The organism is Streptomyces sp. NPDC059582, assembly GCF_042735715.1.
Taxonomy (GTDB): domain Bacteria; phylum Actinomycetota; class Actinomycetes; order Streptomycetales; family Streptomycetaceae; genus Streptomyces.
The window spans coordinates 54,241-80,866 of sequence record NZ_JBHWCC010000002.1 but is presented as its reverse complement, the minus strand read 5'-3'; the positions used below and the strand labels follow the sequence as shown (position 1 = coordinate 80,866).

General features: G+C 72.3%; 24 protein-coding genes. 12 read left to right on the top strand and 12 right to left on the bottom strand.

What is annotated here, in order from left to right; translation table 11 throughout:
- The first annotated feature begins 43 nt into the window (after positions 1–43).
- Entirely contained in the window at positions 44–1,156 is a 1,113-nt protein-coding gene (locus ACFV0T_RS02440; RefSeq protein WP_385773557.1) for a winged helix DNA-binding domain-containing protein, read from the top strand.
- Between the two features lie 158 nt (positions 1,157–1,314).
- On the opposite strand, the gene ACFV0T_RS02435 is transcribed toward ACFV0T_RS02440, so the two are convergent.
- The 3 genes from ACFV0T_RS02435 to ACFV0T_RS02425 form a co-directional block, all read right to left on the bottom strand.
- Positions 1,315–2,106: a S1 family peptidase gene (locus ACFV0T_RS02435; protein ID WP_385773556.1), complete on the bottom strand. Its 792-nt coding sequence runs from the start codon at positions 2,104–2,106 to the stop codon at positions 1,315–1,317.
- 223 nt (positions 2,107–2,329) lie between these two features.
- Positions 2,330–5,140 carry an AAA family ATPase gene (locus ACFV0T_RS02430; RefSeq protein WP_385773555.1) on the bottom strand — a complete coding sequence of 937 codons (2,811 nt, stop codon included), beginning with the start codon at positions 5,138–5,140 and terminating at the stop codon, positions 2,330–2,332.
- Positions 5,141–5,544: 404 nt separating this feature from the next.
- Entirely contained in the window at positions 5,545–6,378 is an 834-nt protein-coding gene (locus ACFV0T_RS02425) for a response regulator transcription factor (RefSeq protein WP_385773553.1), read from the bottom strand.
- Positions 6,379–6,512: 134 nt separating this feature from the next.
- On the opposite strand from ACFV0T_RS02425, the gene ACFV0T_RS02420 reads away from it, so the two are divergent.
- A complete protein-coding gene (locus ACFV0T_RS02420) occupies positions 6,513–8,183 on the top strand; it encodes an AMP-binding protein (protein WP_385773551.1) in 1,671 nt (556 codons plus the stop codon).
- Entirely contained in the window at positions 8,180–9,805 is a 1,626-nt protein-coding gene (locus tag ACFV0T_RS02415) for an AMP-binding protein (protein WP_385773549.1), read from the top strand. Before ACFV0T_RS02420 ends, ACFV0T_RS02415 begins: the two co-directional genes overlap by 4 nt.
- A gap of 84 nt (positions 9,806–9,889) precedes the next feature.
- Here the strand turns inward: ACFV0T_RS02415 and ACFV0T_RS02410 are convergent, their stop codons facing one another.
- Positions 9,890–10,888: a hypothetical protein gene (locus ACFV0T_RS02410; protein WP_385773547.1), complete on the bottom strand. Its 999-nt coding sequence runs from the start codon at positions 10,886–10,888 to the stop codon at positions 9,890–9,892.
- Positions 10,889–11,109: 221 nt separating this feature from the next.
- On the opposite strand from ACFV0T_RS02410, the gene gcl reads away from it, so the two are divergent.
- Positions 11,110–12,894, top strand: a complete 1,785-nt coding sequence (gene gcl, locus ACFV0T_RS02405) for a glyoxylate carboligase (protein ID WP_385773545.1) — start codon at positions 11,110–11,112, stop codon at positions 12,892–12,894.
- A 96-nt stretch (positions 12,895–12,990) separates the two neighbouring features.
- On the opposite strand, the gene ACFV0T_RS02400 is transcribed toward gcl, so the two are convergent.
- The 4 genes from ACFV0T_RS02400 to ACFV0T_RS02385 form a co-directional block, all read right to left on the bottom strand.
- Complete coding sequence (locus ACFV0T_RS02400; RefSeq protein ID WP_385773543.1) at positions 12,991–13,566, bottom strand: TIGR04222 domain-containing membrane protein; 576 nt, start codon at positions 13,564–13,566, stop codon at positions 12,991–12,993.
- A gap of 157 nt (positions 13,567–13,723) precedes the next feature.
- Positions 13,724–13,963, bottom strand: coding sequence for a hypothetical protein (locus tag ACFV0T_RS02395; RefSeq protein ID WP_385773541.1), 240 nt, complete (start codon positions 13,961–13,963; stop codon positions 13,724–13,726).
- Positions 13,964–14,558: 595 nt separating this feature from the next.
- Entirely contained in the window at positions 14,559–15,449 is an 891-nt protein-coding gene (locus ACFV0T_RS02390) for a 2-hydroxy-3-oxopropionate reductase (protein WP_385773539.1), read from the bottom strand.
- 47 nt (positions 15,450–15,496) lie between these two features.
- Entirely contained in the window at positions 15,497–16,354 is an 858-nt protein-coding gene (locus ACFV0T_RS02385) for a TIM barrel protein (RefSeq protein ID WP_385773538.1), read from the bottom strand.
- A 139-nt stretch (positions 16,355–16,493) separates the two neighbouring features.
- Between ACFV0T_RS02385 and ACFV0T_RS02380 the strand changes: the two genes are divergently transcribed.
- The 7 genes from ACFV0T_RS02380 to ACFV0T_RS02350 all read left to right on the top strand — a co-directional run bounded on the left by ACFV0T_RS02380 (position 16,494) and on the right by ACFV0T_RS02350 (position 22,358).
- Complete coding sequence (locus ACFV0T_RS02380) at positions 16,494–16,745, top strand: hypothetical protein (protein ID WP_385773536.1); 252 nt, start codon at positions 16,494–16,496, stop codon at positions 16,743–16,745.
- The gene (locus ACFV0T_RS02375) at positions 16,742–17,110 is read left to right on the top strand and encodes a helix-turn-helix domain-containing protein (RefSeq protein WP_385773535.1); all 369 of its coding nucleotides are present in this window, start codon (positions 16,742–16,744) and stop codon (positions 17,108–17,110) included. Before ACFV0T_RS02380 ends, ACFV0T_RS02375 begins: the two co-directional genes overlap by 4 nt.
- A 136-nt stretch (positions 17,111–17,246) precedes the next feature.
- Entirely contained in the window at positions 17,247–17,756 is a 510-nt protein-coding gene (gene uraD, locus ACFV0T_RS02370; RefSeq protein WP_385773533.1) for a 2-oxo-4-hydroxy-4-carboxy-5-ureidoimidazoline decarboxylase, read from the top strand.
- A gap of 6 nt (positions 17,757–17,762) precedes the next feature.
- The gene (gene uraH / locus ACFV0T_RS02365) at positions 17,763–18,161 is read left to right on the top strand and encodes a hydroxyisourate hydrolase (RefSeq protein ID WP_385773531.1); all 399 of its coding nucleotides are present in this window, start codon (positions 17,763–17,765) and stop codon (positions 18,159–18,161) included.
- A 6-nt stretch (positions 18,162–18,167) separates the two neighbouring features.
- Entirely contained in the window at positions 18,168–19,124 is a 957-nt protein-coding gene (pucL, locus tag ACFV0T_RS02360) for a factor-independent urate hydroxylase (protein ID WP_385773529.1), read from the top strand.
- 238 nt (positions 19,125–19,362) lie between these two features.
- Positions 19,363–20,742, top strand: a complete 1,380-nt coding sequence (locus tag ACFV0T_RS02355; protein WP_385773527.1) for an 8-oxoguanine deaminase — start codon at positions 19,363–19,365, stop codon at positions 20,740–20,742.
- 233 nt (positions 20,743–20,975) lie between these two features.
- Positions 20,976–22,358 carry a nucleobase:cation symporter-2 family protein gene (locus ACFV0T_RS02350; protein WP_385773525.1) on the top strand — a complete coding sequence of 461 codons (1,383 nt, stop codon included), beginning with the start codon at positions 20,976–20,978 and terminating at the stop codon, positions 22,356–22,358.
- 457 nt (positions 22,359–22,815) lie between these two features.
- Here ACFV0T_RS02350 and ACFV0T_RS02345 read toward each other — a convergent pair whose 3' ends face one another.
- The 4 genes from ACFV0T_RS02345 to ACFV0T_RS02330 all read right to left on the bottom strand — a co-directional run bounded on the left by ACFV0T_RS02345 (position 22,816) and on the right by ACFV0T_RS02330 (position 25,834).
- Complete coding sequence (locus tag ACFV0T_RS02345) at positions 22,816–23,238, bottom strand: acyl-CoA thioesterase (protein WP_385773523.1); 423 nt, start codon at positions 23,236–23,238, stop codon at positions 22,816–22,818.
- Between the two features lie 72 nt (positions 23,239–23,310).
- Complete coding sequence (locus tag ACFV0T_RS02340) at positions 23,311–23,946, bottom strand: hypothetical protein (protein WP_385773521.1); 636 nt, start codon at positions 23,944–23,946, stop codon at positions 23,311–23,313.
- Between the two features lie 59 nt (positions 23,947–24,005).
- Positions 24,006–24,605 carry a histidine phosphatase family protein gene (locus tag ACFV0T_RS02335; protein WP_385773520.1) on the bottom strand — a complete coding sequence of 200 codons (600 nt, stop codon included), beginning with the start codon at positions 24,603–24,605 and terminating at the stop codon, positions 24,006–24,008.
- 20 nt (positions 24,606–24,625) lie between these two features.
- A complete protein-coding gene (locus ACFV0T_RS02330; RefSeq protein WP_385773518.1) occupies positions 24,626–25,834 on the bottom strand; it encodes a pyridoxal phosphate-dependent aminotransferase in 1,209 nt (402 codons plus the stop codon).
- An 89-nt stretch (positions 25,835–25,923) separates the two neighbouring features.
- Between ACFV0T_RS02330 and ACFV0T_RS02325 the strand changes: the two genes are divergently transcribed.
- The gene (locus ACFV0T_RS02325) at positions 25,924–26,550 is read left to right on the top strand and encodes a winged helix-turn-helix transcriptional regulator (RefSeq protein ID WP_385773516.1); all 627 of its coding nucleotides are present in this window, start codon (positions 25,924–25,926) and stop codon (positions 26,548–26,550) included.
- Positions 26,551–26,626: the final 76 nt, after the last annotated feature.

The window sequence follows — 26,626 nt, the reverse complement described above, 5'->3', positions numbered from 1 at the left end:
TTGCGGACAGAAGGTGTCCGCAAGCGACACTAGCGTGCGGAACATGACGAAGACGACGACAGCCGCGCCGGCCCCGCTGCTCGGCACCCGCGCCCTCAACCGCGCGACCCTCTCCCGGCAGCTGCTCCTGCGCCGCTCGCCGCTGTCCGTCGGTGCGGCCGTCGAGCACCTGCTCGGCCTCCAGGCACAGAACGTGAAACCGCCGTACCACGCGCTCGCCGCCCGCCTCGACGGCTTCGCCCCGGCCACGCTCTCGGGGCTGATGGCCGACCGTGACGTCGTCCGGATCGTCACCATGCGCTCGACCATCCACACCCACACCGCCGACGACTGCCTCACCCTGCGCCCGTTCGTCCAGTCCGCCCGCGACCGCGAACTGACGAACTTCCGCACGGGGCTCACCGGCGTCGACCTCGACCGGCTGGCCGACCTCGCCCGCGAGCTCGTCGAGGAGAGCCCGCGCACCATGAAGCAGCTGCGCGAGGCGCTGCTGGTGCAGTGGCCCGACGCCGACCCGCAGGCCCTCGCCGTCGCCGCGCGCTGCCGGCTGCCGCTCGTCCAGGTCACCCCGCGCGGACTGTGGGGGCGCAGCGGCCAGGTCGAGCTCACCACCGCCGAGCGCTGGCTCGGCCGGGCCGCCGAGCCGGCTCCGGCGGCCGAGGCCGTCGTCCTGCGCTACCTCGCCGCCTTCGGACCGGCCTCCGTCAAGGACATGCAGACCTGGGCCGGCCTGACCCGGCTGCGTGCGGCCTTCGAGCGGCTGCGCCCCCGGCTCGTCACCTTCCGGGACGACAGCGGCGTCGAGCTCTTCGACCTCCCCGACGCGCCCCGGCCCGACCCGGACACCCCGGCCCCGCCGCGCTTCCTGCCCGAGTTCGACAACCTGCTCCTCTCCCACGCCGACCGCACCCGCGTCGTACCGAAGGAGCTCCGGGGGCGCAGCTGGCAGGGCAACCAGGCCCACCGCACCCTCCTCGTCGACGGCTTCCTCGCCGGGCTGTGGAAGCTGTCGGACGACGCCCTCGTCGTCGAGCCCTTCGGCCCGCTCGGCAGGGCACAGCGGGACGAGGTCGCCGCGGAGGGGGAGCGGATGCTCGCCGTCCTGTACCCGGGCGCCGCGTACGACATCCGGTTCGGGACCGTCGTAGGAGGGTGAGGGCTCGCGGATGTCGTACGACCTACGGACTCGTGGACGTCCTGAGCCCGGGCGGACGACCGGACCGGGCGCATGGAAAGGGGGCGTTGCGGGCTGCTCGTGGTAGCTCGCAACGCCCCCCGGTCTTCACCTGAGGCGACCTCGGTGGCCCGGCCGGGCTACGAGTTGACCTGCGCGGTCACCAGGCTCGAGAAGGTGGTCAGCCGGGTGTAGACACCCGGGTAACCCGCCTCGGCGCAGCCCTCGCCCCAAGAAGTGATCCCTGCCAGGACGCCCCCGATGAGCAGGGGACCGCCGCTGTCGCCCTGGCAGGTGTCGACGCCGCCGGAGCTGTATCCGGCGCAAACCATGTCGGTCCGGACGAAGTCCGAACCGTAGGAGCTCTGGCAGCTGGAGTCGGACACGATCGGGACGGTCGCGGTCCGCAGCTGGTTGGAGGAGCTGCCGTTCTCCGAGGTGGTGCCCCAGCCGATGATGCGGGCGGTGGCGCCGGCCGCGTACACGCTGGTCTGGGAGGAGGAGACGTAGGACGCCTTGGTGTACGGCATCGACGTCGAGAGGGTCAGGACGGCGACGTCGTCACCGTTGGTCGCGTCCGTGTAGCCCGGGTTGATCCAGATCTTGCTGACCCGGCTGACCGTGCCGTTCGTGCCGTTCAGGTAGGTGCGTCCGCCGACCACCCTGACGCTGCCGGTGGTCTCGCCGACCATGCAGTGCGCGGCAGTGACGACCTTGGTCGCCGACACCAGGGTTCCGCCGCAGAACTGGTTCTGTGAGGCGTCGGTGATCTGCATCATGAACGGATACGTGGTCGTCGTGGTCGTCGTGCCGCCGACGATCGGCTGGGGGGCGGCTGCAGCGGTGGGGGCGCTGAGCAACGCGGTCGCGGCGGTGGCGGCGGTCGCCGCGACGACGGCGGCGGTTCTCTTGGCGCGGTTGAGCCCGAACATGAGTCTCCTCAGTGGGGGATGCCGGTGGGGGGCGCGCGGGTGTGGGGGGTGCTGCACGGAGGCCGCGGGACCGACCCCCGTGTGCCCGGGCCGGCGGCACACCCCAAAAACTAGGACCCGGAGCGGCCGCCTCCCAATGAGGGAACCCCCTAAGGGAGTTGGGCAGGGAAAACCCTCGGTGGCCGCTCGGCAAACCCGCCAGTGCAGTAAACCCGCGAGAGGCTCACTTCGCGCGGCGCCCCGCCGCCAACCGGACGATGTCCACCCGCGAGCGGATGCCCAGCTTGCGGTAGACGCGGGTCAGCGTCGCCTCGACCGTCTTGACGCTGATGTACAGTCGCGCGGCGATCTCCCGGTTGGTCGCGCCCTCCATCACCAGCGCGGCGACCTGACGCTCCATCGCGGCGAGCCCCTCCAGCGCGTCGAGCGCCGGATCCCGCGGGGCGGCGACGACCGGCTCCACCGGCTCCTGCGCGGCCGCCGCGTCCACCTGCCGCAGCCAGGGCAGCGCACGACAGCGCCGGAACAGCCGCGCCGCCTCGTCGTACGACGTCGGCCCCGGCCGCCCGGTGCGCAGCCGGGCCAGGGCGAACGCGGCCCGCGCCTCCTCCAGGCCGTACCCCAGCTTGGCGAGCCGGTCCTGAACGGACGTCAGCTGCGAGAGCGCGGCGTCCTGGTCGCCGCGGGCCGCCCGCACGAGCGCCTCCGACCGGTCCAGTACGGCCAGCACGCTCTCCCGGCCCAGCCGCAGCGCGTGCTCGCGCGCGACGTCGATCACGTCCTGCGCCTCGCCCGGCTCCCCGATCCGTACGAGGGCCTCGGCGAGGTCGCTCTGCCAGCGGCCGCGCGCCGGGTCGATGATGCCGAGCCCGAGCTCCAGTTCACGCACCCGGCGCAGCGAACGGACCGTGCCCGCCGCGTCCCCCGCCACCAACTGGGCGTAGCCGAAGGCCGCCAGGGCCCGGGAGAGGTACATCTGGTCGCCGTCCTCCTCGGCACGCTCCGCCGCCTCCCGGGCCAGCTCCAGCGCCCGGTCCACCTCGCCGCCGGAGGACTCCGCGAGGGAGGTGAGCATGGCCGAGGCACCCAGCCCGATGCCGGAGTCCCGGGCCAGCCGCAGGCTCTCGCGGGCCAGGTCCAGGGCCCGCCCGCAGTGGCCTGAGCGCAACTCGGTCTCGGCCAGGAAGCGTTGGAAGTGCACCTCGCTCTCGACCATGCCGCGCCGCTGCACCTCGCGCAGCAGCGCGGTGATGGTCGTGCGGGCCTCGGGCAGTTGGTCGCTCATCATCAGCCAGCGGAATCGGGCCGCGCCCGCGCCGTTGTGATGACACGCCACATACGGGTCCTGCGGCTCCTTGAGCGCCCGTTTGATGGTCGCCGGCGCGTCCGCGTGGCCCATCAGGGTCTCGGTCGAGGCCTGGAAGGACAGCGCCATCAGCTCGGTGCGCCGGTCGCCGCCGCGCGCGGCCAGTTCCGCCGCGTGCGCGGCCTCCTGCCGGGCCTCGCCGAAGTCGCCCTCGACGACCAGCCCGCGCCAGGCCAGCTGGTAGTGGACCAGGGCGAGCAGCCGCGGGTCGTCGCCCGCGTCGGCGAGCATCTGCGGGAACGCCGCGTCGACGTCGCCCAGGGCCTGACCGGCCGACTCGATGACCACCATCCAGGCCCGCACCCGTTCGGCGGGCGACGTGGCCCGGGTCAGCACGTCGTGCGCGATGTCCCGGGCGAGCTCCACCTCGCCCGCGGTGATCGCGTCCTCCGCGGCCTGCAACCGCCGGTCGTCCGGGCCGGGCGTCCGGCCCACCGGGGTGTGCCGGGCCGCGAGCAGCCCGAGGGACGCGGCGACCGACGGGGCACCGCGGTCCCGGGCCAGCGCGGCGGCACCGGCCAGCCGGGCGGCGACGTCCGGGTCGGTGCCGGTGGTCGCCAGGGCCAGGTGCCGGGCCCGTTCGATCGGGTCGGACGCCGCCGTGGACAGGGCCACGTGCGCGGCCCGACGCTCCTGCGCGGGCGCCTCCGCGTACAGCGCGGCGGAGATCAGCGGGTGCGCGAACCGGACGGCCGGGCCCTCCGGCTCCGTCGCCAGCAGCCCGAGCCGGGCCGCCTGGGCCGTCTCCGCCTCGGCGTTCTCACGGCCGGCCGCGAGCAGCAGCGAGAGGGTGGGGCGCGCGCCCGCGCTGGCCACGAGCAGAGTGCGGCGGACGTCGTCCGACAGCATGTCGAGGCGGCTGAGGACCAGGGCCCGAAGCGAGGTGGGCACCGGCAGCGGTTCGCCCGGTCCGGGCGGGGTGGGGTTCTCGCCGAGGGCGCGGCCCAGTTCGAGCGCGAACAGCGGGTTGCCGCCGCTGGTGCGGTGGATCTCGCGGACCGTGGAGCGGGGCAGGTCGGTGTAGCCGCGGTCGTCGAGCAGCGCGGAGACGTGGGCGCGGGAAAGGGGGTCGAGGCGTACGGCGAGGGTGTCCGGCGGCGACGCGCGTAGCTGGCGGTCGTACTCCTGGCCCTCGGTCCGCACCGCGCACAGCATCTGCACCGGGGTGTCGCCGAGGCGGCGGGCGGCGAACCCGAGAAGCTCCGCGCTGGCCGAATCCAGCCACTGGAGATCGTCGGCGACGATCAGGACGGGTCCCGCGGCGGCGAGGGCGCGCAGGGCCGACAGCACGGCGAGGCGCAGGGCGAGACCGTCGCGCTGGAGGGAGGACTCGCCGCGGCCGGTGATCGCCGACTCCAGCGCGGTGCGCTGGGCGGTGGGCAGCTTGTCGGAGACCTCGTCGAGGGCCAGGCCGAGGAGGTCGGCCAGGGCGAGGAACGGAAGGTGGGATTCGGACTCGGTCGCGGAGCAGCGCAAGACGGTACGGGCCACCTGGGCGTATTCCGCGGCCAATGCCCGCAGCACGGTCGACTTTCCTATTCCGGCGGGGCCGTGCAGCAGCACACTGCCGCCCCGGCCGAGCTGCTCGCGGGCCGCCGTGAACAACTCCTCCCTGCCGATGACCAGGTCGGGGCGGCATCGGGCAGGCTCCTGGAAGTCCCGTTGCACGGTTACCGCTCCCTCCGTGTGTCGTGTCCGGACCAAATTCTAGGCAACGTCTCTTTGAAATTCGGACGGACGGCGTGGTGAGGGATATAACAACGATGATGCATATAGAAATTCATGGCTCGGGCAGATGAATGGAGAACCTTCATTCTGTCCGAAAGTGGCCGATTTCAAGACCGCTGGCGTAGACCATCCGGCCTTGGTCCACGTCCGGTTCCCTGGTTCACGGTCGGATCCTTCTGTTCACGTCCGGTTCCCCGGTTCATACCCGGTTCCCCGGTTCACGTCCGGTTCCCCGGTTCATACCCGGTTCTCCGGTTCACGTCCGGTTCCCCGGTTCATACCCGGTTCTCCGGTTCACGTCGGTTCCCCGGTTCACGGCCGACCGCGGTCCACGGGCCGGGGAGCTACGGCAGTACTCCCGTCCGGCGCGCCGCCGCCACGGCCTCCCCGCGCGTACGGGCGCCGAACTTGCGCATCGCCGACCTGAGGTAGGCCTTCACCGTCTCCGGCCGCAGCCCCAGCCGCTCCGCGGCCACCGCGTTCGTCGCCCCGGCCGCCACCCACGACAGCACGTCCACCTCACGCGGCGTCAGACCCGCCGCGCCCGCCGGAGCCGTCGGCGTGAGCAGCCCGCACGCCGCGAGCAGTTCGGCGCGCAGCCCCGCGTCCGTGATCCTCGGCGCCAGCGCGCGCAGCGCCGCGTGCGCCTCCCGCACCTGCTCCCAGGAGGCCGCGGCACCCGGATCGGCGGCCGGGGCCGGCCGGGCCGCCGTCAGCAGGTCCCGCACCTCGTCGCGCACCACCAGCGCCTGCTCCACGTCCCGTGCCGCCTCGACGGCCGCCGTCAGCGCCCGGTCGCCCAACGGCTGGGCGGTACGCAGCGCCCCGTACAGCACACCGCGCACCCGGCGCCGCACGACGACCGGCACCGCCAGCACCGAGCGCAGCCCCTCCGCGGCGACCGCCGTGTCGTACTCGTGGCTGATCTGCCGGGAGGAGGAGTAGTCCGTCACCGCGCAGGCGCGGGCGAGGGCCACCGCCTTGCCGCCCAGGCCGCTGCCCGCGGTCACCGCGAGCGCGCTGAGCGCGGGGGTCGCGTTGCCGCTCAGTTCGCTGATGCGCATCTGCCGCCGTCCGACGTCGACCAGACCGCCGAAGGCCACCGGCAGCCCCGTCGTACGGCGCAGCCGGGCCAGCGCGCCGCGGATCTCCGTCACTCCGTTCGCGTCTGCTGCCACGCTCTCGCCCCTCTCGCCCCTTCATCGCGGCCTCCGTGCGGCGCACACCCCCGTTCGGGGGTAGTGAGACCTGCATCACGGATTACACGATGGCAGAGAGCGGCCCGGCAATGGCCCGGCCCCGAGGAGGACACATGACGACGGCGACGGACCTCTTCCGCAGTGCGCGGAACTTCCTGCTGGAACACCGCGAGGACTACGCCACCGCCTACGACGGCTTCGCCTGGCCGCGCCCGGAGCACTTCAACTGGGCGCTCGACTGGTTCGACGTGATCGCGTACGGCAACGCCGGCATCGCGCTGCACATCGTCGAGGAGGACGGCTCCGAGACCCGGATGTCCTTCGCCGAGCTGTCCGTGCTCTCCGACCAGGCCGCGAACTGGCTGCGCGGGCAGGGGGTGGGTGCCGAGGACCGGATCCTGGTCATGCTCGGCAACCAGGCCGAGCTGTGGGTGACGGCGCTGGCCGCCATGAAGCTGCGCGCCGTCGTCATCCCGGCCACCCCGCTGCTCGGCCCCGCCGACCTGCGCGACCGCGTCGAGCGCGGCCGGGTCCGGCACGTGGTCGTACGTGCCGAGGACACCGGCAAGTTCGACGAGGTGCCCGGCGCGTACACCCGGATCGCGGTCGGCGACACAACCGAGGGCTGGCTGTCGTACGAGGACCTGTACCGGACCGACCCCGCCTTCACCCCCGACGGTCCGACCCTCGCCGGCGACCCGCTGATGCTCTACTTCACCTCGGGCACCACCGCTCACCCCAAGCTGGTCGAGCACACCCACATCTCGTACCCGGTCGGGCATCTGGCCACCATGTACTGGATCGGCCTCAAACCCGGCGACGTGCACCTGAACATCTCCTCGCCCGGCTGGGCCAAGCACGCCTGGTCGAACCTGTTCGCGCCGTGGAACGCCGAGGCGACCGTCTTCATCCACAACTACAGCCGCTTCGACCCGACCCGGCTGATGGCGGAGATGGACCGGGCCGGCGTGACGACCTTCTGCGCCCCGCCCACCGTCTGGCGCATGCTCATCCAGGCCGACCTGACCCTGCTGCGCACCCCGCCGCGCGAGGTCGTCGCCGCGGGCGAGCCGCTCAACCCCGAGGTCATCGAGCAGATCCGGCGGGCCTGGGGCGTGACCATCCGGGACGGCTTCGGCCAGACCGAGACCGCCGTGCAGGTCGCCAACAGCCCCGGGCAGCCGCTGAAGACGGGCTCCATGGGCCGCCCGAGCCCCGGCTACCGCGTCGAACTCCTCGACCCGGTGTCCGGCGCGCCCGGCGTGGCCGAGGGCGAGATCGCACTCGACCTGTCGGCGCGGCCGGTGGGCCTGATGACCGGCTACCACGGCGACCCGGACCGCACGGCGGAGGCGATGGCGGGCGGCTACTACCGCACCGGCGACATCGGCGCCCGGGACGAGGACGGATACATCGTCTACGTCGGGCGGTCCGACGACGTGTTCAAGGCCTCCGACTACAAGATCTCCCCCTTCGAGCTGGAGAGCGCCCTGCTGGAGCACGAGGCGGTGGCCGAGGCGGCCGTCGTGCCCGCGCCGGACGATCTGCGGCTGGCCGTGCCCAAGGCGTACGTCGTGCTCGCCGAGGGCTGGACACCCGGCCCCGACACGGCGAAGGTGCTGTTCGAGCACGCGCGTGAGGTCCTCGCGCCCTACAAGCGCATCCGCCGCCTGGAGTTCGCCCCGCTGCCCAAGACGGTCTCCGGCAAGATCCGCCGGATCGAGCTGCGCGAGGCCACGGCGGCCGGCTCGGTGGACGAGTACCGCGAGGAGGACTTCCGGTGACCGCACTCTCCTACGCCCACGGGACCAGCGAGGTCCCGCTGCTCGGCGACACCATCGGCGCCGACCTCGACCGGACGGTCGCCGCGTGTGCCGACCGTGAGGCACTGGTCGACGTGGCGTCCGGACGGCGGTGGACCTACGCCGAGTTCGGCGCGGCGGTCGACGAGGTGGCGCGCGCCCTGCTCGACCTGGGAGCGGCCAAGGGTGACCGGGTGGGCATCTGGGCGGTCAACTGTCCCGAGTGGGTGCTCGTCCAGTACGCCACCGCCCGCATCGGCGTCATCCTGGTGAACATCAACCCGGCCTACCGCGCGCACGAGTTGGAGTACGTGCTGAAACAGGCCGGGATCTCGGTGCTGTTCGCCTCCCTCGCGCACAAGGGAAGCGACTACCGGGCGCTCGTCGGCCAGGTCCGCGGCAGGTGCCCGGAGTTGCGGGACGTCGTCCACATCGGCGATCCCTCCTGGGCGGCGTTCACGGCGCGCGCCGCGCGGGTGCCGCACGACCGACCCGCTCGGATCCAGGCGGAGTTGAGCTGCGACGACCCGGTCAACATCCAGTACACCTCGGGCACGACCGGCTTCCCGAAGGGTGCCACGCTCTCCCACCACAACATCCTCAACAACGGCTACTGGGTGGGACGTACGGTCGGCTACACGGAACAGGACCGGGTCTGCCTGCCCGTCCCGTTCTACCACTGCTTCGGCATGGTGATGGGGAACCTGGGAGCCACGTCCCACGGCGCGTGCATCGTCATCCCGGCGCCGTCCTTCGAGCCGAAGGCCACCCTGGAGGCGGTCCAGCGGGAGCGCTGCACCTCCCTGTACGGCGTCCCCACCATGTTCATCGCGGAGCTGAACCTCCCCGACTTCGCGGACTACGACCTCTCGTCGCTGCGGACCGGCATCATGGCGGGCTCGCCCTGCCCGGTCGAGGTGATGAAGCGGGTCGTCGCCGAGATGCACATGGAGGAGGTCTCCATCTGCTACGGCATGACCGAGACGTCCCCGGTCTCGCTCCAGACGCGCAGGGACGACGACCTGGAGCACCGCACCGGCACCGTCGGCCGCGTCCTGCCGCACATCGAGGTCAAGGTCGTCGACCCGGCGACCGGGGTGACCCGACCGCGAGGCACCGCGGGCGAGTTGTGCACTCGCGGCTACAGCGTGATGCTCGGCTACTGGAGCGAGCCGGAGAAGACCGCCGAGGCCGTCGACCCCGGGCGCTGGATGCACACCGGTGACCTGGCCGTGATGCGGGACGACGGGTACGTCGAGATCGTCGGCCGCATCAAGGACATGATCATCCGGGGCGGGGAGAACATCTACCCGCGCGAGATCGAGGAGTTCCTCTACGCCCACCCGAGGATCCGCGACGTCCAGGTCGTCGGGGTGCCGCACGAACGGTACGGCGAGGAGGTCCTCGCCTGTGTCATCCCGGCCGACCCGGCCGACCCGCTCACGCTGGCGGAACTGCGCGCCTTCTGCGCGGACCGGTTGGCCCACTACAAGGTCCCGAGCAGACTCCAGATCCTGGACGGCTTCCCGATGACGGTGTCCGGGAAGGTCCGCAAGGTCGAACTGCGGGAGAAGTGGGCCGTACGGGACGCGCCCGAGGCCTGACGGCCCGCGTGCCGGAGCGGGAGCCGGAGCCGCGCCCGTGGTGTGGTGGCGGCGCGACGGAGCGCCGCGCCGCCCCGGCGCCGGTCAGGACGCCCCCGACGCGTGCAACCGGTCCGCCGAGCCGTTCACCGGGCGCGGGGTGCCCATGAGGTCGAGGACGAAGAGGGGGACGCCCAGGGTGTCGGCGCGGGTGCGGGCGTCCCGGGTGTAGCCGGCGAGGGAGAAGTAGGCGCAGGTCGAGGAGTCCGTCATCGCGGTCAGCCACAGGCACTCCACGTCTCGTACGGAGGCCGGGCGGACCGTCGGATCCACCTGCGCGAGGATGCCGCGGGCGGCCAGGCCGATGCCGGACGGCTGCCGCTGGTCGGCCCGGCGCACGTCCGGATAGCCGAGCCCGCGCAGATAGCGGGCGGCGGCCGTGACCGCGTCCACGGCGGTACGGATGGGGACGGGGCGGAAGGCGGGCCGCGCCGCCCGGGGTAGGGGTGCGCCGGTTTTTGGGGGCGTGGACGCGTCCGCTGTTCGGGGCACAGGTGCGTCCGCCGAGGGGGGCGTGGGGCCGTTCGCCGACGGTGGCACGGGCTCGCTCGTCGTCGGAGGCATGGGGCCGCTCGTCGACGGGGGCATCGGGCCGCTGGGCGCCGGGAGTTCGGGCCCGCCCGCTGCCGGGCGCACGGGTGTGCCCGCCGGCGGAGGTACGGGTGCGCTCTCCCACGGGGGTACGGGTGCGCCTGTCAGCGGGTGTACGGGTGTGCCCGCCGGCGGAGGTACGGGTGCGCCTGTCAGCGGGGGCATGGGTGCGCCTGCCGCCGGGTGCTCGGGGCCGCCCGCGACCGGGATGCGCAGCAGTGTGCCGCACGGGCAGCCCAGTTCCGGTGCGGGCCACTGGGTCCGGCGCCCGCAGGAGACGCAGCCGAGGGTGACCCACTGCTCCTCCCAGACGTGGTGGGCGGGGGCCGTCGGCGCCCCGCGCGGGTCCAGGCGCGGGGCCACGGGCGCACCGCACGCGCACGGATAGGACGGCGCCGCGTAGCGGTGCTCGCGCCGGCAGGCCGGGCAGCGCACCGGCACGCTCTCGGACATGGCCCGCTCCTGGACGACGTCACGTGGGGACAGCGCCCCCATCGTCCTCCACGCGGGCCCCGCTTGTCCGTCCCTTGACCGCCTTCGCTCGTCCCACCTACAGTGCTTCCAGATAGTAGAAGTTAGTTTCCATTATGCGGAAGTCTGAACGCCGCAAGGACGTAGTTCTCACGCGGGGCGCGACGGGAGAGCGAAGCCGACAGCCGAAGCAGGAGTACTCCATGGCTCGTATGACCGCTGCCCGCGCGGCAGTCGAGATCCTCAAGCGCGAGGGCGTCACCGACGCGTTCGGTGTCCCCGGCGCGGCGATCAACCCCTTCTACGCGGCGCTCAAGGCCGCCGGGGGCGTCCACCACACCCTGGCCCGCCATGTCGAGGGCGCCTCGCACATGGCCGAGGGCTACACCCGCACCCGACCGGGCAACATCGGCGTCTGCGTCGGCACCTCGGGCCCGGCGGGCACGGACATGATCACCGGGCTCTACTCCGCCATCGGCGACTCGATCCCGATCCTCTGCATCACCGGCCAGGCCCCGACCTCCGTGATCCACAAGGAGGACTTCCAGGCCGTCGACATCGCCGCCATCGCCAGGCCGGTGACCAAGATGGCGGTCACCGTGCTGGAGGCCGCCCAGGTCCCCGGCGTCTTCCAGCAGGCCTTCCACCTCATGCGCTCCGGCCGCCCCGGTCCGGTGCTCATCGACCTCCCGATCGACGTCCAGCTCACCGAGATCGAGTTCGACCCGGAGACGTACGCGCCGCTCCCGGTCTACAAGCCGGCCGCGACCCGCGCCCAGATCAAGAAGGCGATCGGACTGCTCAACGCGTCCGAGCGGCCGCTGATCGTCGCGGGCGGCGGGGTCATCAACGCCGACGCCGCCGAACTCCTCGTCGAGTTCGCCGAGTTGACGGGCATCCCGGTCGTGCCGACCTTGATGGGCTGGGGCGTCCTGGCCGACGACCACGAGCTGAACGCCGGCATGGTCGGCCTCCAGACCTCGCACCGCTACGGCAACGCGACCTTCCTGGAGTCCGACTTCGTCCTCGGCATCGGCAACCGCTGGGCCAACCGCCACACCGGCAGGCTGGACGTCTACACCGCCGGGCGGACGTTCGTCCACGTCGACATCGAACCCACCCAGATCGGCCGGATCTTCGCCCCGGACTACGGCATCGCCTCCGACGCGAAGGCCGCCCTGGAACTCTTCGTCGAGGTGGCGCGGGAGCTGAAGGCGGCCGGTGAGCTGCCCGACCGCTCCGGCTGGGCCGCCGCCGCCCAGGAGAAGAGGGCGCGGTTGCAGCGCCGTACGCACTTCGACGACATCCCGATCAAGCCGCAGCGCGTCTACGAGGAGATGAACAAGGCCTTCGGCCCGGAGACCCGGTACGTCTCCACCATCGGCCTCTCGCAGATCGCGGGCGCCCAGATGCTGCACGTCCACCGGCCGCGCCACTGGATCAACTGCGGCCAGGCGGGACCGCTCGGCTGGACCGTCCCGGCCGCGCTGGGCGTGGCCAAGGCCGACCCGCAGGCGCCGGTCGTCGCCCTGTCCGGCGACTACGACTTCCAGTTCATGATCGAGGAGCTGGCCGTCGGCGCGCAGCACCGCATCCCGTACGTCCACGTCCTGGTGAACAACGCCTACCTGGGCCTGATCCGGCAGGCGCAGCGGGCGTTCGACATCGACTTCCAGGTCAATCTGGAGTTCGAGAACATCAACTCGCCCGAGCTGGGCGTCTACGGCGTCGACCATGTGAAGGTCGCCGAGGGGCTGGGCTGCAGGGCCATCCGGGTCACCGACCCGAACGAGCTGGCCGCAGCCTTCGAGCAGGCCAAGAAGCTCGCCGCCGAGCACCAGGTGCCCGTCGTCGTCGAGGCGATCCTGGAGCGCGTCACCAACATCTCCATGTCGACCACCAACGACATCGGCGACGTCGTGGAGTTCGAGGAGCTCGCCACCGAGCCCGGTCACGCGCCGACCTCGATCAGGACACTGAAGGTCTGACCCGCCCGTCGGCACGGCACGACGAGGGGGCGGCCCGGCCGGGGAGGCGGGGCCGCCCCCTCGTCCCGTCTCCGGGCCCGCGGGCGGCTCGCGGGTTCAGGCCGTCCCGCACCCGGCGCCTCCGCCGCCGCCTCCGCCCCCGCTCCAGGACTGCGGCAGGTCCCATTCGGTGCTCCCGCCCCGGCCGACCAACCCCGCCTCGCGTGCGAAGCGGGGCACCAGCCCGGTCAGAGCTCGGTCGCCGTACAGGGCGACCGCCAGCAGCTTGTCCCGTGTCGACAGACCGGACCCGTCGGCGGGCAGCGGGTGCTCCGCGCGCAAGGTCCTCAGGGTGCGGCGGCCCGCGCGGGTGCGGCCGGGCGGGAACGCCCTGAGCAGGCCGGCCGCCCCGAGTTCGCCGCGCAGGTCGGTGAGCGCCCGCCGGACCACCGGCCGGTCCAGCAACTGCCGCAGGCCCGCGGGCCGGTGGAGCGCGGCGTGCACGGCCTTGGCGAGCGGCGCCAGGGGCTGCCCCGTCGCCGGGCCCGCACTGCGCATGGTGCCCGGCCGGCCCGCGGCGGCGGCACCACGCAGATGCAGGTCCAGTACGGCGACCGTGACGGCGGCGCGCGGACCTCCCCGCAGCCGTGCGATCTCGTGCGGCTCCAGCCGGCTCGTCGCGTCGCTGCTCATGACACACCCCCCGTGCGAGGCCCGCCGCCCCCGTGCCGACGGGCCCCGCGTGACAAGAATGTGCCCGCCCACGGGGGCGGGTGAAGCCTCGGCGGGCCGGTTCAGAGCATGATTTGAGGATTGCGTAGACCGGATACGCCCGGCGCCGTAGGGGCCGTCAGCGGGCCTCGTGCTCCGACAGTCCCGGCCAGTCGTCCGGGCCCCCGCCCTGCCACTCGATGAGGTCGCTCTGCTCGACCTCGATCCGGTCCAGGTCGGCCATGCGCAGGATCTCGACGACGTCGTCCAGGTGGCTGGCGATGCCGAGGGTCTGGTCGCCCGTGGTGACCCGCCGGGAGCCGTCCAGTGCCGGGGCGTGCACCACGATGTGCGGGAACTCGGTCGGTGGAATCGTCATGCCTTCAGGCTCCTGCGGGCGGGACGGATCCGCACCCCGGACAACGCGGGGGAGCGCCGGATGCGGGACCGTCCGCATCCGGCGCTCCCGGCCGGTGGGGTTCAGGTGGGTTCAGGTGAGGCTTCGCGTGGAGTGGTGGCCGTCCGGCGGCGCGAGGCTGGGCGCGACAGGACATTCGCGCCGCCGGACGGGGTACGGGGGTTCGGTGCTTCGGTGGCCCGGTGCTTCGGTGGCCCGGTGCTCGGTGGCCCCCTGCCTCCCCTGCCTCCCCGTGAGGCAGATGGCTGGGACCGCGGCGGCGACGACGGCACCGGGGCTCCTCCCCTCAGGTCGAGAAGGAGCCTCGGGACCTTCACCACCGCACTGGCTCGCACGCCGCCGCGGTCCTCGCCCGCCCGCCGGTCCGGCGACCACCCCTCATTCGGGTCGCTCGGCCCCGGCGGGCTGCGCGTCCGGTGCGTGACCTCCCGTCAGGCCCCGGACGCCGTCTCGTGGTCAGTCCGCGCGCAGTGCGCGGCTGTCGAAGTGGGTTCCGGGCCGCGGCACCGCCTGGGCGCGACAGGACAGATGTCAGCGGTGCCGCGGCCCGGAAGTCTCAGACCCGCGCGCCGGAGAGGCGCTCGACGGCCCGCAGCAGGGCCGAGTGGTCCAGGCCGCCGTCGCCCTGGGCGCGCAGGGCGGCGACCAGTTGGGCGACCACGGCGCCGACGGGCAGGGCGGCGCCGACGTTGCGGGCCGCGTCCGTGACGATGCCCATGTCCTTGTGGTGCAGGTCGATCCGGAAGCCCGGCTTGAAGTCGCGGGTCAGGAAGTTGTCCTTCTTGCGGGTCAGCACGGTGGAGCCGGCCAGGCCGCCGTTGAGGACGTCCAGCGCCGCCGCGAGGTCCACGCCGGACTTCTCCAGGAAGACCACGGCCTCGGCGCACGCCTGGATGTTCACGGCCACGATCAGCTGGTTGGCCGCCTTCACGGTCTGGCCGCAGCCGTGCGGTCCGCAGAGCACGATGGTCCTGCCCAACGCCTCGAAGACCGGCCGGGCCTCGTCGAAGTCGGCCTGCTCGCCGCCGACCATGATGGACAGCACGGCCTCCACGGCACCGGCCTCGCCGCCGGACACCGGGGCGTCCAGCACGCGCACGCCCTTGTCCCTCGCCGCCTTCGCCAGGTCGACCGAGGTCTGCGGGGTGATCGACGACATGTCGATGAGCAGGGCGCCGGACCTGGCGTTCTCCAGGATGCCGTCGGGGCCGTAGGCGATGGCCTCGACCTGCGGGGAGGCCGGGACCATCGTGATGATCACGTCGGCGTCCTGGACGGCCCCGGCGATCGAGCCGGCCGCCGTGCCGCCGGCCGCGGCCAGGCGGTCCAGCTTCTCCTGCTCCAGGGTGAAGCCGGTGACGTCGTACCCCGCCTTGATCAGGTTCTCGGACATGGGGGAGCCCATGATGCCGAGGCCTATCCAGGCGACCTTGGGAAGACTGCTCATGGTGAGGGTGCCTCTCTGACTGCTCTGCTACGTCTGTGTGGGGGCGCTCAGCCGGCCGCTCGGGCCTCGGCCGGCAGCCACGCGAAGGCCTCGGCGCCGGTTCGTCCGCCCGGCTTGTACTCCAGGCCGACCCAGCCCTCGTAACCGGCCTTGCGCAGCTGGGCGAGGAGGTCGTCGAGGGGGAGGGTGCCCGTGCCGGGCGCGCCGCGGCCGGGGTTGTCGGCGATCTGCACGTGGCCGGTCTTCGACGCGTACCGCTCGATCACCCGCGGCAGGTCCTCGCCGTTCATGGACAGGTGGTACAGGTCCATCAGGAAGCGGGCGTTGTCCAGGCCGGTGGCCTCGTTGACCCTGTCGACCACGCCGACCCCGGCCGGCGCGGACACCAGCGGATAGCGCGGCGACTCCGGCGCGTTGAGGGTCTCGATCAGCAGGACCGCCCCGATCCGGTCGGCCGCCCGCGCCGCGAGCACCAGGTTCTCCAGCGCCAGCGCGTCCTGCTCGGCCGGGTCCACGCCCTCGACCCGGTTGCCGTAGAGGGCGTTGAGCGCCCCGCAGCCGAGCGACCCGGCGAAGTCGGCGGCCACGTCGACGTTGGCGCGGAACCGCTCCGACTCCGCACCGGGGATCGACAGCGCGCCGCGGTCCGGTCCTGGTAGCTGCCCGGCGTAGAAGTTCAGTCCGATCAGCCGGACGCCCGCGTCCTCGATCGCCTTCCGCAGGGCGTCGAGCGCGGACTGCTCGGGGGTGGCGGAGTCGACCCAGGGCCACCACAGCTCGACCGCGCCGAAGCCGGCCGCGGCGGCGGCCGCGGGGCGCTCCAGGAGCGGGAGTTCCGTGAAGAGGATCGACAGGTTGACGTCGAAGCGCTGCTCGGAGGCTGTGCTCGGTTCAGAACCCGGCATGAGGCTCGGCGCTCCCTTCCGTGGTTGCGATTTCCGTATTACGGAAGTTCGTTTCTGCTTAATGGAAGATTGCCGTCGCTCGTCGTCGCTTGTCAAGAGGGGCTCGGCGGAAGCCGGTGCCGGGCGTTAGGTTGAGCGCGTGCGATTGAGAGTGGAGTTCACGACCGAGCCCTTCGACCTCGAGGAGGCCCCCGCGCACGCGCTGGTGGCCCGCGAGGTCGTCGAGGGTGCCGCGCTGGACGCCGTGGACGTCGGCCCGTTCGGCAACACGGCGGAGGGCGGCGCCGACGCGGTGCTCACGGCCGTGGACGCCCTGCTGCGCCGTACCCTGGCGGCCGGTGCCACCCGGATCTCGCTCCAGGTCAACGTGGTCGGGGAGGACGGCAGATGACCGGCGGCGGGGACGAGTCCTTCATCACGGCCGTGAAGCCGCTGGTCGACGCCATGGGCGGCGAGATACTCCCGCCCGACGAGGCCGGCCCCGACGACGTCGTGCTCGCCTGGCAGGGGGTCGACGTCGTCGCCGTGCGTCTGCCGCAGCTCGCCGACTCCCTCGATCACATCCTGGCCGCCATGGAGCGCAAGAAGGGCAAGCCGCTCGCCGATCTCGACCGCAAGGCCAAGCAGGAGGTCGTGCGGATGCTGGAGGCGCGCGGCGCCTTCTCCGTGCGGCACGGCGTGGAGACCGTGGCGAGCGCGCTCGGCGTCAGCCGCTTCACTGTCTACAACTACCTCAACCGGGAGAAGGGGAGCTGAGCGCCGCCGGGCCAGTCACCCAGAATTTTCAACAAAGTGTTGACGCCGTCTTTCGGAGGGCGTTAGCTAACGGCAGCCCGTTCAGCACGAAGGCCGTATCAGGCCATGAAGGCCGCATCCGGCCACGGAGGCTCCCGTGACTTCGACTTCCACGTCCCCGGGTCTGGCCCGGTTCAACGTCCTCGAGGAACACGCGGCCTCCGCCGCCCTCCACGAGGCCTGTGCCGCCACGGCGTGGGTCGCCCGGCTGCTCGCCGCCCGCCCCTACGCCACCGTCGACGACCTCTACGCGACCAGTGACGCGGCCATGGCCGAGCTGACCGCCGCGGACCTCGCGCAGGCCATGGCCGGCCACCCGCCGATCGGCCGCCCGAAGCCGGGCGACCCGGCCTCGGCCCGTGAGCAGCGCGGCATGGCCGGCGCCTCCGAGGAACTCAGGGCGGAGATGCTCGAACTCAACCTGGCCTACCAGGACACGTTCGGCCATGTCTTCCTGATCTGCGCCACCGGACGCACCGGCGAGCAGATGCGGGACGCGGCCAGGGAGCGGATCGGCAACTCGCCCGAGCGGGAGCGGGAGATCGTCCGCGCAGAGCTGGGCAAGATCAACCGTATCCGACTGGCCCGACTCGTCGAAGAGGACTGACCCAGCATGAGCACCAGCACCACGGCCTCGGTGTCCACGCACATCCTGGACACCAGCATCGGCCGCCCCGCCGAGGCCGTCGCCGTCCGGGTCGCCGCCCGCGCCGGGCACGCGGCGGACTGGCAGGCGCTCGGCGGCTCCGCGACCGACGCGGACGGGCGGTGCAAGGACCTGCCGGCGCTGCCGGAGGGAACGACCCACGTACGGCTCGACTTCGCCGTGGAGCCGTACTTCGAGACAACCGCGAAGAAGCAAGCCGATGCGCAGCAGGACGCCCCCGCGAATCGGGACAGCGGTGCGTTCTTCCCCGAGGTGGCGATCACCTTCGCCGTGAAGCCCGGCGAGCATTACCACGTACCGCTGCTGCTCAACCCGTTCGGCTACTCCGTATACCGAGGGAGCTAGCAGAAGATGGCAGACAATGCCCGCCCGGGCCGCCCTGTGATCCTGGGACAGAACCAGTACGGCAAGGCCGAGAACCGCGTCGTGAAGATCACGCGGGACGGCGCCACCCACCACATCAAGGACCTCAACGTCTCCGTCGCGCTCTCCGGCGACATGGACGAGGTCCACTACTCCGGCTCCAACGCCAGCGTGCTGCCGACCGACACCACCAAGAACACGGTCTACGCGTTCGCCAAGGAACACGGCATCGAGTCGGCCGAGCAGTTCGGCATCCACCTGGCCCGGCACTTCGTCACCAGCCAGGAACCGATCACGACGGCTCGCATCCGCATCGAGGAGTACGCCTGGGAGCGGATCGAGACCTCCGACGCCGACTCGCGGTTCATCGGCGCCGACGAGGCCAAGCACTCCTTCGTGCGCAAGGGCCAGGAGACGCGCCTGACCCAGATCACGTACGACGGCTCGTCGTGGGAGGTCGTCTCGGGGCTGAAGGACCTCGTCGTGATGAACTCGACCGACTCCGAGTTCTGGGGCTTCGTCAAGGACAAGTACACGACCCTGCCCGAGGCCCACGACCGTATCCTCGCCACCCAGGTCTCCGCCCGCTGGCGGTTCAACTGGACCGACGACGCGGACCGCATGCCGAACTGGGAGAAGTCCTACGAGCAGGCGCGCAAGCACATGCTCCAGGCCTTCGCGGAGACGTACTCGCTCTCCCTCCAGCAGACCCTGTACCAGATGGGTTCGCGGATCATCGACAGCCGCAGCGAGATCGACGAGGTCCGCTTCTCGCTGCCGAACAAGCACCACTTCCTGGTGGACCTGGAGCCGTTCGGCCTCAAGAACGACACCGCCGACGGAGCCGTCTACTTCGCGGCCGACCGCCCGTACGGCCTGATCGAGGCCACCGTCCTGCGCGACGGCTGCGAGCCGCGCATCCCGGTGGACCTCACCAACCTCTGACCGACCCTTGACCGATCACTGACGTATCCAGGTGCCCCCAGGGGGCTGGGGGCACCCGTCGCACTCTCGGCACCCGCGGCTCCCGGACACGGCCACCGGACATGGCACCGGACATGGGCACCGGAGACGACCTTCGGACCTGGCCTTCGGACCTGACCTCGGACATGGCTCCCGGCCGCGGCACTCAAAACTCCCGGGGTCCTGCCGTGCCCTCTCCACAGAGCGAAAAGGACGCACCATGGCAGCAGCCCAGCGCATCGTCATCGAGAACTGTTCGATCGCCACCGTCGACGCGCGCGACACCGAGTTCACCGCCGGGCACGTGGTCATCGCCGGCAACCGCGTCGAGGCGGTGGGCGCGGGCGGTGCCCCCGAGGGCCTGGAGAACGTCGTACGCCGGATCGACGCGACCGGTCACCTGGTCACCCCCGGCCTGGTCAACACCCACCACCACTTCTACCAGTGGATCACCCGTGGTCTGGCCACGGACCACAACCTCTTCGACTGGCTTGTCGCGCTCTACCCGACCTGGGCGCGCATCGACGAGCGGATGGTGCACGCGGCGGCCCGGGGCTCGCTCGCCATGATGGCCCGCGGCGGCGTCACCACCGCCATGGACCACCACTACGTCTTCCCGCGGGGCTCCGGCGACCTCGCCGGCGCCATCATCGGCGCCGCCCGCGAGATGGGCGTCCGCTTCACCCTCGCCCGCGGCTCCATGGACCGCAGCCAGAAGGACGGCGGACTGCCGCCGGACTTCGCCGTCGAGACCCTCGACGGCGCGCTCGCCGCCACCGCCGCGACGGTCGACGAGCACCACGACCCTTCCTTCGACGCCATGACCCAGGTCGCCGTGGCCCCCTGCTCCCCGTTCTCCGTCTCCACCGAACTCATGCGCCAGGGCGCGGAGCTGGCCCGGAGCAAGGGGGTGCGACTGCACACCCACGGCTCGGAGACCGTCGAGGAGGAGAAGTTCTGCCACGAGCTGTTCGGCATGGGCCCGACCGACTACTTCGAGTCCACCGGCTGGCTCGGCGAGGACGTCTGGATGGCGCACTGCGTCCACATGAACGACTCCGACATCGCGGCCTTCGCCCGAACGGGAACCGGCGTGGCACACTGCCCGTCCTCCAACGCCCGGCTGGCGGCCGGCATCGCCCGGGTCCCCGACATGCTCGCGGCCGGCGTCCCGGTCGGCCTCGGCGTCGACGGCACCGCGTCGAACGAGTCCGGCGAACTCCACACCGAGCTGCGCAACGCGCTGCTCATCAACCGCCTCGGCGCGCACCGCGAGGCCGCCCTGAACGCCCGTCAGGCGCTGCGCCTGGGCACCTACGGCGGTGCGCAGGTCCTGGGCCGGGCGGCCGAGACCGGCTCCCTGGAACCGGGCAAGCTGGCCGACCTGGTGCTGTGGAAACTCGACACCATCGCCCACGCCTCCATCGCCGACCCGGTGACCGCGCTGGTCTTCGGCGCCGCGGCCCCGGTGACGGCCTCGTTCGTGAACGGCCGCCAGATCGTGGAGAACGGACGCCTGCTCACCGCCGACGAGGACGAGATCGCCCGCTCCACGCGGGCCGAGGCACAGCGCCTGGCGCGGATCGCCGCCCAGGGCTGAGCCGCCGAGGAACTCCGGCCGGGAGGGACGGCTCCCGGCCGGCGGCCGTGGACCCGGACAGGGTGCGCGCCGGCCGTCACCGGGGCGCGCGTGGACGCGCGCGCCCCGGCACGGTCACCGTCCCCGGACCCGGTCCCGCACGACCCCACGCATCACCCCACCACCGCACCACCGCACCACCTCCATGAACCCCACGTCAGAGCCGACGTGTAACCGACCGGAGGAGAGCCGCTGTGTCCGTCCACCCCGCCGACGAGAAACTCCCCGCCCTGAAGATGGCGACTACAGGCCTGCAACACGTGGCCGCCATGTACGCGGGAGTCGTCGCCCCACCCCTGATCGTCGGCGCGGCCATCGGCCTGACCGGCGCCGAACTGACCTTCCTCACCGGAGCCTGCCTGTTCACCGCGGGACTCGCCACCTTCCTCCAGACCCTCGGCTTCTGGAAGGTCGGCGCCCGTCTGCCGTTCGTCAACGGCGTCACCTTCGCCGGGGTCGCCCCCATGACGGCGATCGTCGCCTCGACCGAGGACAAGTCCGACGCCCTGCCGGTCATCTTCGGCGCGGTCGTCGTGGCCGGTGTCCTCGGCTTCCTCGCGGCCCCCTTCTTCAGCAAGGCGGTCCGCTTCTTCCCGCCGGTCGTCACCGGTACCGTCATCACGCTCATCGGCGTCTCGCTGCTGCCCGTCGCCTTCGGCTGGGCGCAGGGCCCGAATCCCGCCGCCGACGACTACGGTTCGACGACCTACCTCGCCCTCGCGGCCGCGACCCTCGTGATCGTCCTCCTGCTGCGCCGCTTCACCCGCGGCTTCGTCAAACAGATCGCCGTCCTGCTCGGCCTGGTCGCCGGCACGCTCCTCGCGATTCCCTTCGGCGTCACGGACTTCTCCCCGGTCGCGGACGCGGACGTGGTCGGCTTCCCGACCCCGTTCCACTTCGGCGCACCGCAGTTCCAGGCCGCCGCGATCCTGTCGATGATCGTGGTGATGGTCGTCTCGATGACCGAGTCGACCGCGGACATGCTCGCGCTGGGCGAGATCGTCGAACGCCCGGCGGACGAGCGGACCATCGCGGCCGGCCTGCGCGCCGACACCCTCGGCTCCGCGATCAGCCCCCTCTTCAACGGCTTCATGTGCAGCGCCTTCGCGCAGAACATCGGCCTCGTCGCCATGACCCGCATCCGCAGCCGGTTCGTGGTCGCCGTCGGCGGCGGCTTCCTCGTCCTGATGGGTCTGTGCCCGACGGCCGCCTCGCTCATCGCCGTCGTGCCGCGCCCGGTGCTCGGCGGCGCGGGCGTGGTGCTGTTCGGCTCGGTCGCCGCCAGCGGCATCCAGACCCTGGTCAGGGCGGGTCTGGAGAAGGACAACAACATCCTGGTCGTGGCCGTCTCGCTGGCCGTCGGCATCATCCCGATCACGGCGCCGGAGTTCTACCACGCCTTCCCGGAGACGGCGAGGATCGTCCTGGACTCGGGCATCTCCATGGGTTGCGTGAGCGCGGTGGTCCTGAACCTGGTCTTCAACCACCTGGGCGCGGGCCGCGAGGCCGACGACGTCACGGCGCCCATGGAGCCGGGCGAGGAGATCGCGGACGCCCGCACGGCGCCCGCGCATTGACCGGCGCCCGCACCGGCGCGCGCACTGACGACGCCCGCACGGCGCCCGCACATTGACCGGCGCCCGCACGGCGCCTGCGCATTGACCGGCGCGCGCACTGACGACGCCCGCACGGCGCCTGCGCATTGACCGGCGCCCGCACGGCGCCCGCGCATTGACCGGCGCCCGCACGGCGCCCGCGCACTGACGACGCCCGCACGGCGCCCGCGCATTGACCGGCGCCCGCACGGCGCCTGCGCATTGACCGGCGCCCGCACGGCGCCCGCGCACTGACGACGCCCGCACGGCGCCCGCGCATTGACCGGCGCCCGCACGGCTCCCGTGTACTGATCGGCGCCGGTAAGACGCTCACACGCTGATCGGCGCCCGCACACCTTCCTCGGCGCCGGTCGGCGGCGCGCGGGAACCGGCGGCCGCCGAGGTGCAGGCGGCCGCCGGCCGACGTGGCGCCGCGTGCCTACAGTCCGAACAGGCCCGGATCCGCGGCCAGTTCCTTGAAGTGCTTGCGCGGGTCCGGCACCATTCTGCGCTCCTTGAGGTCCAGCAGACCGCCGACCGCGGTGAGTTCGGCCGCCACCGTGCCGTCCGCCTTGCGGATCGTCTGCTCGATCCGGAACGTCTTGCCGTCGCCCCAGACGAAGACACAGGTCACGTCGACCTCGTCACCGGCGACCAGTTCCCGTTTGTAGCGGATGGTCGTCTCCAGGGAGACCGGGCCCACGCCCTGGCCGACGAGGCGGGTCTGGGTGATCCCCGCCGCCTGCAGCAGCGACCAGCGGGCGTGCTCCGCGTAGTTGAGGTACACGCTCTGGTTGAGATGGCCCTGCGCGTCCGTCTCGTAGCCGCGGACGGTCACCCGGACGGAAAACGGCTCGCTCACTGCTTCCCCTTCTCGTCGCTCGTGGTCATGCTCTTCGGTGCACTGCCCACCGATCTTGGCATGGCGCGGCCGTCACGCCCGGCGCGGGGATGCCAGCAGATAGCGGTCCCTGGTGCGCGGCTCGCTGTGCTCGCCGACCTGCCAGCCCGCCCGCTCCAGGGTGAGCGCGCAGGCCCGCAGCGCCTCGCCGTCCGGCTCGCGCACGGCGACGGCCTCCGGCTGCGGGGTCGCGCGCACCCGGTAGCCGTCCGTGTCACGGCCCGCGGGGCGGTGCCCGGCCGCTTCCAGGGCGAGCGCCGCGGCCCGCACCAGATGGGTCCGTTCCCAGCCGCACGGCAGGTCGGTGGCACCTGACGGGTTGGTCATCCGGCGCAGCTCCAGCAGGCCCTGCCAGGCACTGTGCACCTCACGGCTCCGGGCGGGCCCGGAGCCCGTCTCCGGCTCGTCCTCGCCGCCGACGCGCGCGGCGAACACCCCGGCGGTCGCGGGCGCCCCGGCGGCCGGCTCCGGGGGCGGCCGGTCGACCGTCTCCCGTATCCGGTGTCCTGCCGGGGTCAGGAAGTGGTCGTGCGGCGGTCTCGGGTGCCGGAAGGCCAGTCCCCGCCCCACCAGCGCCGCGAGCTGTGCCTCCGTGCCCCGCAGCCGCCCGGTCACGGGGTCGGCGGCATCGATCACCCGCCGCTGCGCGGCGGTCGGCGGTCGTGTCACGGCATGCCTCCCTCCCGGGCCCACCGGCCGCCGGACGACCCGGACAGCCCATCCGAAGGCTACGTCCGGGCTCTGACATTCCAGCCGGCGATCACCGGCCGCCCGTGCTCCGTGCCCAGCCGGCCCAGCGATCCGGTGGCCAGCTGGAACAGCGCCCCGTCCTGCGGGGGCAGCCCCAGCCGGCGGGCGGTGAGGACCCGCAGGAAGTGACCGTGCGCCACCAGCACCACGACGCCCTCGGTGTTGGCGAGCGCCGCGTCCACCTTGGCCAGCACCCGGTCGGCGCGCTCCCCGACCTGCTCCGGCGTCTCCCCGGGGCGGTCGGGCGGCCCGGGCGCGACACCGTCCGTGAACAGGAACCAGCCCGGTCGGGTGCGCTGGATCTCGACGGTCGTGACGCCCTCGTACCCGCCGTAGTCCCACTCCTGGAGGTCCACGTCGATCCGCGCGTCGCGCAACCCGATGAGCTGCGCCGTCTCCCGCGCCCGCTGGAGGGGGCTGACGAACGCGGCGCCGACACGGTGCGAGCGGATCAGCGGCACCAGGCTGCGCGCCTCCTCCCGGCCGTGCTCGGTCAGCGGGACGTCCGTCCGCCCGGTGTGCCGTCCGGACCGCGACCACTCGGTCTCACCGTGCCGGACGATGAAGAGATCACCCATGCCCCCAGGCTAGGAGCCCGCTACTGCCGGTACCCGCTCAGGAACCGCCCGATCCGTCCGATGGCCGCCTCCAGGTCGTCCGCGTGGGGGAGCGTGAGGATACGGAAGTGGTCGGGGGTGGGCCAGTTGAATCCGGTGCCCTGGACCACCTGGATCTTCTCCCGCAGCAGCAGGTCCAGGACGAACTTCTCGTCGTCGTGGATCCTGTGCACCTTGGGGTCGAGGCGCGGGAACGCGTACAGCGCGCCCTTCGGCCGAACGCAGGACACGCCCGGGATCTCGTTCAGTTTCTCCCAGGCCACATTGCGCTGTTCGTGCAGCCGGCCGCCAGGCGCGGTGAGTTCGCGGATGGACTGACGGCCGCCGAGCGCCGCCTGGATGGCGTACTGGGCGGGCGCGTTGGCGCACAGCCGCATGGAGGCCAGCATGGTCAGGCCCTCCAGGTAGTCCTTCGCGTGCTGCCTGGGGCCGGTGACGACCAGCCAGCCCGAGCGGAACCCGGCCACCCGGTACGTCTTCGACAGGCCGCAGAAGGTGAGGACCACCAGGTCGGGGGCGAGGGCGGCGGCCGAGTGGTGCACGGCGTCGTCGTACAGGATCTGGTCGTAGATCTCGTCGGCGAAGACCATCAGGCCGTGTCGGCGGGCCAGGTCGAGGATGCCCTCGATGATCTCCTTGGGGTACACCGCGCCGGTCGGGTTGTTCGGGTTGATGATCACGACCGCCTTCGTGCGGTCGGTGATCTTCGACGCCATGTCGTCCAGGTCCGGGTACCAATCGGCCTGCTCGTCGCACAGGTAGTGCACCGCCTTGCCGCCGGCCAGCGTCGTGACGGCCGTCCACAGCGGGAAGTCCGGGGCGGGGACGAGGATTTCGTCGCCGTCCTCCACCAGGGCCTGGACGGCCATCGAGACCAGTTCGGAGACGCCGTTGCCGAGGAAGACGTCGTCGACGTCCACCTCGAGGCCGCGGTCCTGGTAACGCTGGGCCACCGCGCGGCGGGCGGAGAGGATGCCACGCGAGTCCGTGTAGCCGTGCGCCTGGGGGAGCATGCGGATCATGTCCTGGAGGATCTCCTCCGGCGCCTCGAAGCCGAACAGCGCGGGGTTGCCGGTGTTCAGGCGCAGCACGCTGTGACCCGCCTCCTCCAGCGCGTCGGCGTGCTCGATCACCGTGCCGCGGATCTCGTAACAGACCTCGCTGAGCTTGTTCGACTGCCGGAACTCCATGCGCTGCGCCCTCCGGTTCGCGATGTTGCGTACTTGGTTTTACCAAGTGGCAGCTTGGAAAGTCCAACAACATGTCTAGACTGCGCCGCATGTCACCTCGCCGAAGCTACGACCAGTACTGTTCCGTCGCCCGCGCGCTCGACGCCGTCGGCGACCGCTGGACCCTGCTGATCGTCCGGGAGCTGCTCGCCGGCCCGCGCCGCTACACGGACCTGCACGCCGACCTGCCGGGCGTGAGCACGGACGTATTGGCCTCCCGGCTGAAGGACATGGAACGCGACGGCCTGGCCACCCGGCGCCGGCTTCCGCCGCCCGGCGCGGCCAACGTCTATGAACTCAGCGGACGCGGGCGGGAGTTGATTCACGCGCTGCAGGCCCTGGGTGAGTGGGGGCAGGCCGAACTGGGGGAGCGGAGGCCCACGGACGCCGTACGCGCGCACTGGTTCGCGTTGCCGCTGTTGCGCGGCCTGGAGGGCGAGGGGCTCGTCGAAGTCGTCCTGGAGGAAGGCGACTTCCATCTGTATGTCGGTGCCGGGGGCGGCCCGGTCCACGGCGACGGGCCCGCGCCCCGCGAGCCGGACGCCCGACTGGTGCTGGACACCGACACCTGTACGGCCATCGGACGGGGGGAGCTGACCGTGACGGACGCCGTCCGCGACGGACGGATCCACGTGACCGGAGAGGGCACGCTCGCCAAGGCCTTGCGCGAGGCGTGAGCGAGGCGTGAGCGAGGCGCGAGCCAGACGGGGCGGGGCGGACGGACACGCGGACACGCGGACACGCGGAAGGCCC

What these genes read in the sequence shown, in the direction of transcription:
- ACFV0T_RS02395 (WP_385773541.1), bottom strand. Translation starts at nt 13,963, where the DNA reads ATGACGATTCCACCGACCGAGTTCCCGCACATCGTGGTGCACGCCCCG.
- pucL (WP_385773529.1), top strand. Translation starts at nt 18,168, where the DNA reads ATGGCAGACAATGCCCGCCCGGGCCGCCCTGTGATCCTGGGACAGAAC.
- ACFV0T_RS02375 (WP_385773535.1), top strand. Translation starts at nt 16,742, where the DNA reads ATGACCGGCGGCGGGGACGAGTCCTTCATCACGGCCGTGAAGCCGCTG.
- ACFV0T_RS02400 (WP_385773543.1), bottom strand. Translation starts at nt 13,566, where the DNA reads ATGAGCAGCGACGCGACGAGCCGGCTGGAGCCGCACGAGATCGCACGG.
- ACFV0T_RS02385 (WP_385773538.1), bottom strand. Translation starts at nt 16,354, where the DNA reads ATGCCGGGTTCTGAACCGAGCACAGCCTCCGAGCAGCGCTTCGACGTC.
- ACFV0T_RS02330 (WP_385773518.1), bottom strand. Translation starts at nt 25,834, where the DNA reads ATGGAGTTCCGGCAGTCGAACAAGCTCAGCGAGGTCTGTTACGAGATC.
- ACFV0T_RS02435 (WP_385773556.1), bottom strand. Translation starts at nt 2,106, where the DNA reads ATGTTCGGGCTCAACCGCGCCAAGAGAACCGCCGCCGTCGTCGCGGCG.
- ACFV0T_RS02325 (WP_385773516.1), top strand. Translation starts at nt 25,924, where the DNA reads ATGTCACCTCGCCGAAGCTACGACCAGTACTGTTCCGTCGCCCGCGCG.
- ACFV0T_RS02355 (WP_385773527.1), top strand. Translation starts at nt 19,363, where the DNA reads ATGGCAGCAGCCCAGCGCATCGTCATCGAGAACTGTTCGATCGCCACC.
- ACFV0T_RS02440 (WP_385773557.1), top strand. Translation starts at nt 44, where the DNA reads ATGACGAAGACGACGACAGCCGCGCCGGCCCCGCTGCTCGGCACCCGC.
- ACFV0T_RS02335 (WP_385773520.1), bottom strand. Translation starts at nt 24,605, where the DNA reads ATGGGTGATCTCTTCATCGTCCGGCACGGTGAGACCGAGTGGTCGCGG.
- ACFV0T_RS02410 (WP_385773547.1), bottom strand. Translation starts at nt 10,888, where the DNA reads ATGTCCGAGAGCGTGCCGGTGCGCTGCCCGGCCTGCCGGCGCGAGCAC.
- uraH (WP_385773531.1), top strand. Translation starts at nt 17,763, where the DNA reads ATGAGCACCAGCACCACGGCCTCGGTGTCCACGCACATCCTGGACACC.
- ACFV0T_RS02420 (WP_385773551.1), top strand. Translation starts at nt 6,513, where the DNA reads ATGACGACGGCGACGGACCTCTTCCGCAGTGCGCGGAACTTCCTGCTG.
- ACFV0T_RS02390 (WP_385773539.1), bottom strand. Translation starts at nt 15,449, where the DNA reads ATGAGCAGTCTTCCCAAGGTCGCCTGGATAGGCCTCGGCATCATGGGC.
- gcl (WP_385773545.1), top strand. Translation starts at nt 11,110, where the DNA reads ATGGCTCGTATGACCGCTGCCCGCGCGGCAGTCGAGATCCTCAAGCGC.